This window comes from Methylobacterium phyllosphaerae (assembly GCF_001936175.1).
In the GTDB taxonomy this organism is placed as follows: domain Bacteria; phylum Pseudomonadota; class Alphaproteobacteria; order Rhizobiales; family Beijerinckiaceae; genus Methylobacterium; species Methylobacterium fujisawaense.
Window position 1 is genome coordinate 2,829,635 of sequence record NZ_CP015367.1, and the last position, 13,205, is coordinate 2,842,839.

A 13,205-nucleotide genomic window follows, 5' to 3' on the forward strand; every position below is an offset into this window, starting at 1 on the left:
GGTGGCACGCATCGCACATTTCGGTGCCGAGTTCGACCGATACCCCTTTGCCATTTGGTGACCGCCCGCCATCTCCATCCCGAACAGACAGAACGTCCGCCGAGCCTATGCTGCGGCGTCGTCCCGCACAATTCTGACCACAAGCTTGCCTTCGACCCTGTCGACAAGCTCGTTTGAAGTTACGACGTACTGAACTTCGAAGTCCGCAATATCATCCACAGTTTGCGGTCGAACTTTTACAACCGGTGAATTGAAGTGGTGGTGATGTTTTACATTGTCGGCATGAAAACTGAAAAGACCTTGCTCGGCGTCAACTGTATACGTCTTGTTGAAGGACTTTAAATTTAAGCCCGGCGGCCCAGCCGTAAAGAGCGCGGCGGCCCTCCCCAAAGGCGCTTTTTCGGGCGGTTTCGGCGCTTTGGGCTCCTCGATATCGTCGGCGCTATCGAAGATAGTGATCTGCGGCGGGAAGTAGACCTTAACGTCCACGTTTGTTGCCGGCGCAGAGCCTGAATTGACGATGGCGAAACGCAGGGACAAAGTCCTCATTTCATCCAATTTGTGTGACTTCAAATGCCCTTCATATAGCGCGTAGTCGTCAAGATATTTCCTGACGCGCCCATTATAGCCGTCGATGTCATCTTGATCCCAATTTATGAACGGAATAGGAACGCCCATACTCCGAAGCGCGGAATTTATCCCCTTCGAAGATGCAGGATCGCCGGCGAAAGTCGGCTTTCGTTTTTCGACGAATGGATGCTGCTCCATGAGCTGCTGGCGTGTTTTAAAAGACATCGCAGGCAGCGCTTGAGAGATCACGTAAACGCCCGCGCTATCCCTAGCGAGTTCCAAGGCGAGCACCGGTTCTCGGGTCACGCGGCGAAGCTCTTCCACTTGTGCACGGCGTGCGGTGGTGAGGCACGGTCCGACCGCTCGTCTCAGATCAACCCTAAGGCTCTCGAAAACCTCAATTTTGACCTCCTCAGGGGCGTCTCGCTTCAAGTTGTAGGTGATCGGCCCGCGCCAATGCTTAAGATCGAACGGCAGCCGCTCCCGTTTGCCGCCCTCGGCTTGGTTCATGACCAAAATAATGCGCTCATGACCTAAAGACCTGAGCGCATACCCCAACTCGATCATGACATTCGGGTTCGGAACGTATTTCCCGCCCGCCGTCCGAACTATCGGAGTAACATCTGCGACGAATACCGCCGCCTCGCGGATCTTCTGCAAAATCGTCTCGGCGATAGGGGGAGAGCCACCAACACCCTGAGTGTCGTGGTCGATCGTCACGGCGCCCTCTGGGGGCTCAGCGAGCTCGTCTTCGTCAGACTGGTGCGCAATTGCGCCGTCCGCCTCACCGGCACCTTCGTCTTCGCTTTCAGGTCGATCTGCTGCCTCTGCCTCAATCCCGCTGAGCCCCTTGGCCACCGCTCTCAGCACGTCGGCTACGAAATATCGGCCACTCGGCTGGTGGGTGTCGCTCTGCCAGGACCAGAAAATCTTCATAATGCCAAGATGCATGCCACTGGCCGCCAGTCCACTCGCAATGAGCAACAGTCCATGCGATCCATCAGCCCCTGAACCGATTGCGACCTGAGTTCGACTCCTTTCCCTTCTGCCCTCATCGCTTGCGCAGCTGCCGCGCGATTTTCGTAAGCTGCGCCTTGGCAGGCGCTGCGATAGCGTCGTGTCTGAGGTTGAGCAGATCTTCGGATGGCGGCGGGCTGCGCGCCTCTGCCGCTTCTTGGGACAGGGCGCAACGCATGACTTCGGCAATGGCCGTCGCTTCGCCTTCCGCCTCAATCACTAGAACGCGCATCCTCAGCGTTTTCCATCCGACGGTGAAAGTCCCGATTCGTCATTCAGCGCGCGGGTAGCTGCCTCCACCATTTCCTCAGCATGAGTCATTCTTGAGATCTGTTGAAGCACGTCCTTCAGGCGGCTAACCTCGTTTCGAAGGCTTTCGACGCGCGGCGCCCTGTGGCCCCTTCCTTCGGCGGATTTGAAGCTTTTAACTGTGTTGAACTTCAATCCGTATTCTTCAGCGATGACGTGATAGGGGCGAGGATCACGCCTTATTTTCTCCTTCAAGTCTTTTGGGTGCCGCCACTCTGGCCTACCTCCGCGCTCTCTGCCCTTTTTCACCATATCTGCTTGATTAGCGCCTGGCGTATCAGCGAAAAAATGGTCGGGATTTACACAGGTTCTCTCGTCGCAACGATGACAGACGTACATGCCCTTCGGCACAGGCCCGTGATGAAGCCTGTAAGAGTACCGATGCGCTCCCACAATTCGCTCGCCATCGTGGATGCTTCCATACCCATTCCCAGCGACAGTGCCCGTCCAGAGCCAGCAGCCTGTATTGGGTTCAGGAAGCGCTTTCGCCATGAAGCGTGCTGGCGCGGTGCTGGGCTTTGTTGACGGCGGTCGCCATTTGGTCGGCGTCTTAGCATCCACGTTTCGCTCCCAATAGCGGTCTGATCACGATCCGTTCTAACTTATCCACTTCCGCTCCGGCTAAATCCAGCGTTTCGCGTAAGCGGTGATGATCCCTCCGCCTACACGGCGGCCTCGGGCCAAAGCCGGTGCGAGCCGAGGATGCGGGCGGCTTCGATCACGGCGAGCGCCTGCGCGCGTGCGTCTCCTAGGGCGTCGTGCTTAGCCGCTTCCGGCGTGGCGATCTTGACCTCGGCAAGCTCTAGAATGGTCCGCGTGTCGCGGGCGGCGCTATGGTTCCATGGGATAGGGTGGCCGCAGGCCCGGAATGCAGACTCGATGATCGGGAGGTCGAACGACGAGCCGTGCCCCCAGACGCGGACCTTGGCGGGCGGAACGTTGAGATCGTTCAGGAACCAACAGAACCGCTGCAGGGCGTGCGCCAAGGGCACCCGCTCGCCAGGATAGGCGGCGCTCAGAACGTGACGTGCGACGCCGCTCTGGCCGAGCCACCATGCCACCGTTTCTGGGTCTATGTGGCCGACGGCGCCGGCCGGGTCGATCACGATCGACAGCTCGGCGCCGAGGCCGTCCGGACCGAACGCTACGGCGCCGATCGACCGGATCATGGCGTCCGGCCGGGTCGACAGGGTTTCGAGGTCGATCATCACATCGCGCATGGGCATCCCTCTCGTGGTCAGGCGGTCGAGCCGCGAGACGAGGGACGAGGGCGAGCTAGATCAGAGGCTTACCTGTGCTTCCCAAGCTGAATGTCGTCGGTTCGATCCCGATCGCCCGCTCCATCAATTTCCGCCAAGGCGGCAAAGGCTTGTGACGCCAGACCTCGGTCTATCTCTTGACGGACCGCCTGCGTTGTACAACGGTCGTAAAACGGTCTCGTGCGATTTAGCCTCATCGACATTATCGGCCCTACCTGGCGGCTGCTTCGCAGTTCGTTCATAAGGAATCATAATCGTTGTGTCGGGGGTTCAAATCCCTCCCTCGCTACCGCTGATTTTATTGGGCTTTTCGGCGCCACGGACGAGCTGACCGGCAAACTCGTACCGGATTGGTACCGATATCGCCTGCGTGCATGGACCGCTTCAGGTCCATTGCTTCAAAATGGTGCTTTCGTTCTTTCAGCTCAAGCGATAACGACCGGCAATTGCGCCGATGGCGGTCGCACGTAGGCCACCGGTCCTGCGCCAGCAAGGGGGTCGCATCGGCATCTTTTTGTAGTTGCATCTTCGAAGCTGGAACCAGGGTTCGACTCCCTCCGTCTCCGCCATTTACCTCATACCGCCGTAAGTCCTTGTCACCGCTCAGCGGCGACTTGCGTCGAATGAGGATATGACTCCGATTTGTCCCCGCAGATCCAGAGGTGGATAAGCCTGGCCTGCGGGTCAGCCGCTGCTTCCCGGGGCTCGCAGTGACCTTGCCCCGTGTTTGCCCCCGTTCATAACCAGAGTCCGTTCTGGTTCTGGTCCTGTTGGGACCGGGTTGCAAACGCGTTCGGGGTGAGCCCATCGAGGCTCGTGTGGGGGCGGCAGGTGTTGTAGTCGACTCGCCACGCCTCGATGATTGTCCGGGCCGCCGGCAGGCTCCGGAAGAGATGCTCGTTCAGGCACTCGTCGCGCAAGCGCCCGTTCAGGCTTTCGACAAAACCGTTATCCGGTATGTACCTGTGCGGTGCCTTCTCGTTCCGCTGTTCTCCCCGGAGAACGGCATTATGGTGAGCCCATCTGGGACGCGGGGCACCGGGAGCACGAAGGTGCGGGCAGGCCGTCGATAGACAGTGGGCTGAGAGCCCGAACTCGTTACATGGCCGCCCCTTGCGACTTTCCCGGATGCGCTGCGAGCGCGGATCAGTAGGTGTCGTGTTGCCCGCCAGCTCCCGTTTTTGTCGACGAACCATCATGGGGAGTGGGCATGCGGATTATCGGACTGGATATTCACCGCGCCTTCGCGGAAGCGGTAGCGTGGGATGATGGCAAGCTGAGGCGGCTGGGTCGCGTCGACATGCGTCGCGATCTTCTGACCGCCTTCGCTGAGCAACTTTCGGCGGATGACGTCGTGGTCGTTGAGGCCACTGGCAATGCCTCGGCCGTTGTGGCGGTTCTCGCGCCGCACGTGAAGAAGGTGGTGATCGCCAACCCGATGCAGGTGCGGATGATCGCGCATGCCAAGATCAAGACCGACACGATCGACGCCGGCGTGCTGGCGCAGCTCTACGCGAGCGGGTTCCTGCCGGAGGTGTGGGTTCCAGACGAGCCGACCCAGGCGCTGCGCCGGCAGGTTACCCGCCGCAACCAGATCGTCCGGCAGCGATCCCGGCTAAAAAACATCATCCAGTCGATCCTGCACAGCCACCTGATCCCATCCTGTCCCCACGCCGACCTCTGCGGGGCCAAGGGCCGGGCCTGGCTCGTCGAACAGGTCGTGCCAGAGGACGAACGGCTCGCGATCGAGCGGCACCTGCGCGAGTTTGACAGGCTTGGCGAGGACCTGAAGGTCATCGAGCGCGATCTCGCCCGTTCGGCCCTCACTGACGAAAGCGTCAAGCGACTGATGACGGTCCCCGGCATCGACATGGTGGTGGCGCTTGCGTTGACAGCGGCCATCGGCGAGGTGACCCGCTTCGACGAGCCGCAAAAGCTTGTCAGCTACCTCGGTCTGAACCCGAGCGTGCGGCAATCAGGACCGGGACCCGCGCACCACGGCCGGATCACCAAGCAGGGTCGCGGTCACGCCCGCGGCATGTTGGTCGAGGCCGCCTGGGCCGCAGCCCGCGCTCCAGGCCCACTCCGAGCCTTTTTCCTGCGGGTCAGGGCGCGACGCGGCCAGCACGTTGCCGCTGTCGCAACCGCCCGCAAGCTCGCGGTCGTGATCTGGCATCTTTTGACCAAGAGCGAGAGCTACGTCTGGGCCCGCCCCTCGCTTCACGCGAAGAAGCTTCGCGATCTTGAGCTGAGGGCCGGCTACAAGGCGGCTCGCGGTCAGAAGGGGGCAGCTCACGCCTACAACAGCAAGAGCCACCGCGATGGGGAGCGGCGCTGGGTCGAACAGGCTGAGACGGTCTACGCCCGCTTCGTGACGGGCTGGAATCCGCAAGGGCCCAAGAAGGTGCGCACGGGCGCCGCAACTGAGGTGCGCCGATAGAGGCTGCGCGGCAGGGCTCCCACCTCACGCCCTGCTCTTCGCCACGCGGTCGCCCGTGCGCCAGCCGAAAATAGCGCAGATCTACGAAGAAAGCTCTTGTCGATTACATCAGTCTGCTGCGGCTTGCCGGGGGCGATGTAGTGCCACTCAACCGTACGCTCCTCCTGCCAGCGCAGGATGGCGTGCGAGGTCAGCTCGGTGCCGTTGTCCGAGACGATCATCAGCGGCTTGCCCCGGCCCACGATGATCCAGTCGAGTTCGCGCGCGACCCGCTGTCCAGACAGCGACGTGTCGACCACCAGTGCCAAGCACTCCCGCGTGCAGTCATCGACCACGACGAGGATGCGGAAGCGCCGTCCGTCTTCGAGCGTGTCGGAGACGAAGTCGAGGCTCCAGCGCTGGTTCGGCTCCTGCGGCACCGCGGCCGGCGCTCGCGTGCCCAGTGCTCGCTTGCGACCCCCGCGCTTGCGCACCGACAGCCGTTCCTCTCGGTAGAGCCGGAAAAGCTTCTTGTGGTTGAGCGTGAGGCCCTCTCGCCGCAGCAGGATGAGCAGGCGCCGGTAGCCGAACCGGCGGCGCTCGCCGGCCAGGCCACGCAGGCGTACCCGCACGGCCGCGTCGTCACCACGGGTCGAGGCGTAGCGGTACGTCTTCGGCTCCAAGCCGATCAGCCCGCAGGCGCGACGCTGCGAATAGCCCTTCTCCTCGATGGCCCAGCTCACGGCTGTTCTCCGTGCGCCGGGCGTCAGAAGTTTTTTCCCAGCGCCTCACGCAGCGTCGCCACGTCGAGCATCGCCTCGGCTAGCAGCTTCTTGAGCTTGCGGTTCTCCTCGTCGAGCGCCTTCAAGCGGCGCGCGTCCGAGATCTCCATGCCGCCGTAGCGCGAACGCCACGTGTAGAACGTCGCATCGCTGATGCCGTGGCGGCGGCACATCTCAGTGACTGGCAGCCCAGCCTGCTGCTCCTTCAGGATGCCGATGATCTGCTCTTCGCTGAACCGGCTCTTCTTCATCGTCCGTCTCCTGATCGACGGACTCTAGCTTCAGAATGAGGGCAGACCAGGGGGCAAGGTCAGCTTTTATGCTGCAATATCTCTGGGATAAATCGGCTTATGGTTTATTTTATGTCAAAAAATAGAGATTGAACAACAGATCTGTTTATATTCTATCTTGATACGGTGCGTAGGCATGAATCATCCGCCGGAATTTCGACTGTAAAAATTTCATTGATAGCGTCTGATTTGAATTGAAATCTTCAATCGGACTGAGTGGCGAGCTTGAGCGATCCGTCGATGAACACCGACATGAGGAGGATCGCCGACACGCCGAGCAGGCCGGCGTCGAAGGAACTCGTTGGGGTCGATGACGCTCACCGCGAGCAGAAGAACGCCCGCTGCCCGCGCGATCCGAACCGCGCCCCGCGTTTTGCCGCTTAGCGCGTCGCGACAGCGACGCGCGGCGATGGATCGGTCGAGGCTTCGGGCTCGACCGTCGCGACCAGCGCCTCGACCTCATCCATGAAGCGGCGCACCGCATGCTCGGCCGTGCGCCGCGTCGGGTCGTCCGACGAGAGTGTTCCCGCTGCCGCGGCCAGCGCGATCGGCAAAACCCGCAGCGCCTCGCGGATCGACCTGCGCAAAACTTCGATCTGATGTTGACGCGGTCCTGGATCCTCGCCCGCTTCGAGGGCGGCGACAAGGTCATCGGTCAGGCGCCGAGCGGCCTCGCCCTGGAGCATGATCGGAAGTCTTTGGATGCGGGCCATAGCGTCCTCTCAGCGTGCCAGGACGCGGGCGGCGCCCTTGGTGGTCTCGACCGCCTGGGACACGCTGCCCACCGCCTGCGCGATGGCGCCGATGTTCTGCGCGATCGCGCCGACCGCGCCGGCAGCATCCTGCATGTTGGCCGACATGTCCTGGGTGACCACGCTCTGCTCCTCCACCGCGGCTGCCGTGCGCACCACGTAGTCGCGCATGGTCTCGACGGAGGTCAGGATCGTTTGAAGAGATCCCACGACCTGCGCGGACACGGATTGCACGTTGCCGATCTCTCCGGCGATCTGATCGGTGGCGCGCGAGGCCTGGTTGGCGAGGTTCTTCACCTCCTGGGCCACGACCGCGAAGCCCCGGCCCGCCTCGCCGGCCCGGGCGGACTCGATCGTGGCGTTGAGCGCCAGCAGGTTGATCTGGCTGGCGATGTTCTGGATCAGGCCGACGATCCCGCTCATGGCCGTGGCCGTGTCGCTCAGCTTCTGGGTCAGGTCGCCCGCCGCCTGGGTCTGCTGATGCGCCTCGTCGCTCGTCGCGCGGGCCTTGCTCATGCTTGCGGCGATCTCGTTGACCGAGCGTGCCAGCTCTTCGGCGGCGGCGGCCACCGACTGGACGCTGTCGGAAGTCTTGCCAGCGGCGATCCGGGCCTGTTCGGATTCCTCGTTCGAGCGGCCGACTGCGCGGTCGACCTCGGCAAAGTTCTCGTCGATGAGGACTTTCAGCTCCGTGAGACGCTTCACGTCTTCGGTGACGTCGGTCGCGAACTTCACGATTTTGGCGACCCTGCCGTGCCGGTCCAAGATCGGGTTGTATGAGCCCTCGATCCAGATCGGCCGGCCGTCGCGCGCCAGCCGCTTGAACTGCGCGGCTTGATACTCACCCTTGCGCAAGCGATCCCAAAATTCGTGGTATTCGCGGCTGGCCCGGGTCTCCGGCTCGACGAACAGGCTGTGGTGCTGACCGCGGACCTCTTCGAGGCGATAGCCCATCAGGTCGAGGAAGTTGTGGTTGGCGGTGACGATGGTCCCGTCGGACTGAAACTCGATCACGGCCTGCGAGCGGCTGATCGCGGCGATCTGGGACGAGAAGTCGAGGTTGAGCAACCGCTCCTGGGCATCGGCCCATTCCACGACGAAGCCGATGCGCTGGCCCCCATCCGAGAGCGGCGTCACGAGCAGGTCGAACACGCGCTTGCCGACGCGGATGGTCGCCTCATGGGGCCTGTCGAGCGCGGCCAGCATCCGGCGCTGGTGGGAGGGGTCCTTGTGGAAGATGTCGATGTTGCTGCCGATCAGTTTGGCGGCGTCGAAGCGGGGCAACTCGGCCTTCAAATCGGCCTCCGCCTCCTGCATGAAGCGGGTCAGGGCCGGATTCATGTAGGTGATGTTCATCGCGGCGTCCGCGATCATGACATTCGTGCGCAGGGCCGCCAGGGCCGCGATCTCGCTGGTGTTGCCCGCCGACCTGATCTTCCGGATCCAATTCATCGCGCGCCCCCGAACATTGGCTGTGCCTCGATTGGGTGTGGAGACGCGCCTGAACACTCTGAGCTCGCGGGCGTTCCATCGCCGGATAGATGATCTGCCGGCCTCTAAAAGTTCCTGAATTTTGGCGACGAGACCTCGAAAATCGGTGGTATATTTCCTGTCACGCTCTTTAAGCGGGAGTTAACGAAGTCTGAATATCCCTCGGGTACCCGAGGAGTGGAGCCATGAACCTGATCGATCTCGTGCGGCACGTCGCTGACGGTCTCGACGTGGGCGTTCTGGTCACCAATACAGATCTGAGGCGACCTGGACCGACCATTCTGTACGCGAACGACGCATTTCTGCGGATGAGCGGCTATGGCGCGGCCGATGTCCTGGGCCAATCGCCCCGGATGCTTCAGGGGGCGGGAACCAGCCGGGAGGGCACGCGCCAGGTCCAGCGCGCGCTTCGAGGCGATGGACGATTCGTCGGGCGCCTGCAGAACTACCGAAGGACTGGCGAGTCTTATCTGTGCGAGCTCGATATTCGTCCAATTTATGGACTGGATGGGCATTTGGAAGCGTTCATCGCTTTCGAGCGGGAAGTCGTTCGCAGGCGTGGTCGGCCTACGGAAGGCGGAGCGGGCCGATACAGGGCTGTTGAGCAATCGGGTTGCAGCAACCTCCCGTTCCTCAAAACTCCGATTTTTGCTTGAGATTGCAAAAACTGATAATTTTCGCCCGCCGTCTTGCGGATGTAGAACCGGCCAATTACCTATTTTCAAATACAGCAAACATTATCAGGATGCCGCCCTTGTACTCGCGCCGAGGCGCATACGGCCCCTTCAATAACTGATCATCTTCGTAGAAGCTCCGGGGCTTTCCGTCCGGAGCACGCTGAGCGGCGAACATCTGATGTTCGCGTTCGACGCTCGAAAGCAGAACGTTGTAAATCCACGCTGATCAGCCGTCTCGCGTCCGATACCACGCAATCAATCAAGGACGGCCGTTTGATCCCAAGAGCGGACGCATCTCCCACTGCTTTTACGTCCGTAACGCGCTCAGCATGGCTAATCAGTGAGTTCCTACCGCATCCAATAAGTCGAATAAATTGCTGCATTCGGCGTGAGCCTAACGATCATTTCATTCTTTCAAATGATAGCTTTTTTGAAATTCGCCCAGCGGTTCATCGTCCATAAGTACTTCAGACTGAACTTGTCAGACGCTATTGGCAGACAACCGGTCCGCGCCAACGATGACACCAGCGCATAGCTTTTAGGAAGACGCTCTTCCGAGCGCCGTTTGCAAGCGATGGGTCAACTCGAATCGATTGCGCCGCTCCCGAGTGCGCCGCCTGAGGCGACCATGGCCACGATCCACGTCCTCACGATACGACCTCACAGGTGGGACCGATCCGGCCGGCAGCACGGGGATCCCGCCGTTGCTCCAGGTGGGGCGAACCTCTCGGTTTCTCGTGGTTCAGCGCCAGCTTGTCGCGATCAGGAACTCAGAGAGCGCAGTCATGCCTGCCGCGGTGATCGTCCACTCAATGACGGAATGACCGCGCAGATGATGCAGGCGCGGACCTCCGATCCGCTGGATAAGGCCCAGGCGTTCCAGAAGGAGATTTCTCGTATCGTCGGCCGCCATCTCGCGGTTGCGTGCACCGATCAGAGCAAGGCGTTCGCCTTGCGTCTTCTTCAAGAGATCGCTCACCGCCTGGCCTGTTCGCCTGCGCCGGTGGCCGATATTGAGATCACAGAGGCCGACATGCGATCGTCTTACCTCCCGCGTCGCGCCACTCTGCAACAACCGCGTGTCAGAAGGTCTGATCACCTCCTCGCCGTCAACCATGATGATCGCGGGTGTTATGCAATTAACCATCACAGAGCGCTCGACTCTCGTTACAAAGCGACGCCACGAGCCGTGATGTCGGCGGCTCGTGGCGAGCTTATTGGTCTCGGCAATGGCGCGGATGGTCGCCGCATCCGGCGTTGCGCGATCTCTCTCCGGCGCGCCATGAAGCAGGCTCACGCCGGCGCTTTTACAATGGGTCGATGGAGGAGCGTTCGCTCCAGGCCGCCCCCGGGAGAGCCTGGAGCGGGTCGCTGGACAGGCCTCCTGATGTCTTTCATCAACCCGCCTTGAGGTACTTCTCCATGCTGGCACCGAGGCCGGCGGAATGCGCCTCGAGCTTGTCGGAGATCCGCCGGACCATCTCGGCGAGCTGTCCCGTCTCTCCGGCCGCGGCCGAAACACCGGTGATGTTGGACGACATCTCCTGGGTCGAGGCGGCTTGCTCCTCGACGGCGCTCGCCATGGCCAGCGTGAGTTTCGAGAGCTCGGCCACCTCGTCGGTGATCAGGCGGATCGCCGTCACGGCCTCGCCGGTTGCTTTCTGGATAGCGTGGACCTTGTGGGTGATCTCGCCGGTCGCCCGGGCCGTCTGGCCGGCGAGTTCCTTGACCTCCGTGGCCACCACCGCGAAGCCGCGCCCGGCCGCGCCCGCGCGCGCCGCCTCGATCGTGGCGTTGAGCGCGAGGAGGTTGGTCTGGTCGGCGATCGACTTGATCATTCCGACCACTGCATCGACCTCGCCGGCATTGGCAGCGAGGTTGCGCACCGTCGCATCCGTCGCCGTCGCCTGATTGGCGATCTGCTGGGTGCGCTCGGAGACCCGCCCGACCTGGCCCGAGATCTCGTGGATCGAGCTGGTCATCTCCTCGGATCCGGCCGCTACGGAGTTCGCGCGCTCGCTCGCCGCGTCCGCCGAGCGGTTCAAGCCCTCCGCCGATTCCTTCATCTCGCCGATCGCGGTTCCGAGTGCCTCGACGACGCCGGCGACGTCTTCGGCCATGGCGAGTTGTGCGGTGATGACCGACCAAGTCAACATCGGCCCGACATAGGCGCCGTCCGCGTCGGTGATGGCGGAGACTTGCAGGTCGAGGGTCTCGGGTCCGACCTTGATCTTGGTGCGATGGGGCAGTCGGCGCGCGTCGGCGAGCATGTTTCGCTGATGATGCGGGTTCTTGTGAAAAACGTCGAAGGACTTGCCCATCATATCGGAGACCTTGATCGGCAGATACCGCTCAATGGCCTCCAGGGTCTTGCGCGAGGTATTGTTGATGTAATTGATCTTGAAGTCGTTCTTCGGGTCTGCGGTCATGACCGCGACCGGCATCTCGTCGATCATGCGCAGCAGCCTGTTGGTCTCGCTCTTCTTGGCCGTGATGTCGCTGGCGAACTTGATGACCTTGAACGGCTTGCCGTCGGCGCCCAGGATCGGGTTGTAGGTGGCTTCGAGCCAGACCTTCGCGCCGGACCGCGCGCGGCGGGGAAATTCGCCGGACGCGAACTCGCCGGCCCGAAGCCTCGACCAGAATTCGTCATACTCCGAACTGCCGGCCATCTCGTCGGTGACCAGGATCCGGTGATGCTTTCCCTGCAAGGAATCCAGATCATAGCCCACGACGGCCAGGAAATTCGGGTTGGCGCGCAAGATGGTGCCATCCATGCCGAACTCGATGATGGCCAATGAGCGCGTCAGCGCATCGATGGTGGCCTGGGTTTCATTATAGGCGGACTTACGGAACATGGTGCAACTCTCATTGGACACCGTATCGTGAACTCAAAACCATAAGTCGTCCTTAGTCGCATCGCTGAATTCGACCCGTAACGTGCGGCACGAGGTTTCATTTCGAACGCATATGTGGAGCGTGAAACAGAGCTCGGTCGCATCATGACCTATTTCCTGTCAGATCGACCCTCGTCCCCGAGTCTGGGCGCCTGCCGACGAGCGAACAGCGGTCGTCAGATCCCCAGGACCGGTCCGAGCGCGCGCATCGAGAGCTGCTGCGTGCAGTGGCAGGCCTGGCGACGGCTTGCTTCGCGCGTGAGATGGAGCGCGGTCTTACCGATCGCGCACCGCGCCTTGGATCGCGCGGGCACGTCCTCGGTGTGCGGAACTCGCTCAGTCTTGGACAGGGCCGTGATCCGGATCGCCGGCCCCGCATCGGCGAGGTTGGCACGACGGCTATCGCGAAGCCTGTTCCGAATCCTCTTCGTCCGCGAGCCGAAGCAATTCCTCGACCTTCGCGACGTTGCACTCGGCCATGCCAAGGACTTTCCAGGCCGCGACCAGAAACTCCGGCTCCGCGGAGAGCCTCTCGTCCGGGGCCTGGAGGACCCGCCGGAGGCCACCGGCTAGAGCCCGCATGGACGCCGCGGCCTGACGGATCTGCGCGATCCGGGGACCGATGTCCTCGCCGGAATCGAGGCGACGGCGCAGGTCGAGCAGCATGGCGCGGGCGCTCTCGGCGCCCGGGATGATGCCGAGGGGGATAATGTCGGCCATGGCGGTCACGCTTGCCCGACCC

The 13,205-nt window shown here is 62.0% G+C and carries 12 protein-coding genes and 2 pseudogenes; 3 read left to right on the forward strand and 11 right to left on the reverse strand.

The window, feature by feature from the left end; translation table 11 throughout:
• Positions 1-105 precede the first annotated feature (105 nt).
• The 5 genes and pseudogenes from MCBMB27_RS29595 to MCBMB27_RS29140 form a co-directional block, all read right to left on the reverse strand.
• Positions 106-1,521: a hypothetical protein gene (locus tag MCBMB27_RS29595; protein WP_139231588.1), complete on the reverse strand. Its 1,416-nt coding sequence runs from the start codon at positions 1,519-1,521 to the stop codon at positions 106-108.
• Positions 1,522-1,621: 100 nt separating this feature from the next.
• On the reverse strand, positions 1,622-1,819 hold the full coding sequence (locus tag MCBMB27_RS29600; protein WP_139231587.1) for a hypothetical protein: 198 nt from the start codon (positions 1,817-1,819) through the stop codon (positions 1,622-1,624).
• 2 nt (positions 1,820-1,821) lie between these two features.
• A complete protein-coding gene (locus MCBMB27_RS12840; protein ID WP_139231586.1) occupies positions 1,822-2,457 on the reverse strand; it encodes an HNH endonuclease signature motif containing protein in 636 nt (211 codons plus the stop codon).
• A gap of 101 nt (positions 2,458-2,558) precedes the next feature.
• Positions 2,559-3,116, reverse strand: coding sequence for a 3'-5' exonuclease (locus MCBMB27_RS12845; protein WP_075380599.1), 558 nt, complete (start codon positions 3,114-3,116; stop codon positions 2,559-2,561).
• A 776-nt stretch (positions 3,117-3,892) separates the two neighbouring features.
• A pseudogene (locus tag MCBMB27_RS29140) lies at positions 3,893-4,165 on the reverse strand (integrase core domain-containing protein); the annotation flags it as partial.
• 215 nt (positions 4,166-4,380) lie between these two features.
• Between MCBMB27_RS29140 and MCBMB27_RS12855 the strand changes: the two are divergent.
• On the forward strand, positions 4,381-5,595 hold the full coding sequence (locus MCBMB27_RS12855; RefSeq protein WP_418287736.1) for an IS110 family RNA-guided transposase: 1,215 nt from the start codon (positions 4,381-4,383) through the stop codon (positions 5,593-5,595).
• Between the two features lie 98 nt (positions 5,596-5,693).
• On the opposite strand, the pseudogene MCBMB27_RS12860 reads toward MCBMB27_RS12855, so the two are convergent.
• Positions 5,694-6,607, reverse strand: a pseudogene (locus tag MCBMB27_RS12860) (IS3 family transposase); the annotation flags it as partial.
• 279 nt (positions 6,608-6,886) lie between these two features.
• Between MCBMB27_RS12860 and MCBMB27_RS29605 the strand changes: the two are divergent.
• The gene (locus MCBMB27_RS29605) at positions 6,887-7,030 is read left to right on the forward strand and encodes a hypothetical protein (RefSeq protein ID WP_158498458.1); all 144 of its coding nucleotides are present in this window, start codon (positions 6,887-6,889) and stop codon (positions 7,028-7,030) included.
• Here MCBMB27_RS29605 and MCBMB27_RS12870 read toward each other — a convergent pair.
• Together MCBMB27_RS12870 and MCBMB27_RS12875 are read right to left on the reverse strand one after the other, a co-directional pair.
• On the reverse strand, positions 7,027-7,332 hold the full coding sequence (locus MCBMB27_RS12870) for a hypothetical protein (RefSeq protein WP_236952962.1): 306 nt from the start codon (positions 7,330-7,332) through the stop codon (positions 7,027-7,029). The two genes, MCBMB27_RS29605 and MCBMB27_RS12870, sit on opposite strands and share 4 nt — an antisense overlap.
• Before the next feature lie 36 nt (positions 7,333-7,368).
• Positions 7,369-8,850, reverse strand: a complete 1,482-nt coding sequence (locus tag MCBMB27_RS12875; protein WP_075380602.1) for a methyl-accepting chemotaxis protein — start codon at positions 8,848-8,850, stop codon at positions 7,369-7,371.
• Between the two features lie 224 nt (positions 8,851-9,074).
• Here MCBMB27_RS12875 and MCBMB27_RS12880 point away from each other — a divergent pair, with 224 nt between their 5' ends.
• Positions 9,075-9,545, forward strand: a complete 471-nt coding sequence (locus tag MCBMB27_RS12880) for a PAS domain-containing protein (protein ID WP_075380603.1) — start codon at positions 9,075-9,077, stop codon at positions 9,543-9,545.
• 763 nt (positions 9,546-10,308) lie between these two features.
• Here the strand turns inward: MCBMB27_RS12880 and MCBMB27_RS29610 are convergent.
• From MCBMB27_RS29610 to MCBMB27_RS12895, 3 genes are all read right to left on the reverse strand, one after another.
• Positions 10,309-10,863 (reverse strand): hypothetical protein, encoded by a 555-nt coding sequence (locus MCBMB27_RS29610; RefSeq protein ID WP_139231644.1) that lies wholly within the window; start codon positions 10,861-10,863, stop codon positions 10,309-10,311.
• Positions 10,864-10,963: 100 nt separating this feature from the next.
• Positions 10,964-12,424: a methyl-accepting chemotaxis protein gene (locus MCBMB27_RS12890; protein WP_043758578.1), complete on the reverse strand. Its 1,461-nt coding sequence runs from the start codon at positions 12,422-12,424 to the stop codon at positions 10,964-10,966.
• A 438-nt stretch (positions 12,425-12,862) separates the two neighbouring features.
• Entirely contained in the window at positions 12,863-13,183 is a 321-nt protein-coding gene (locus tag MCBMB27_RS12895) for a hypothetical protein (RefSeq protein WP_075380604.1), read from the reverse strand.
• Positions 13,184-13,205: the final 22 nt, after the last annotated feature.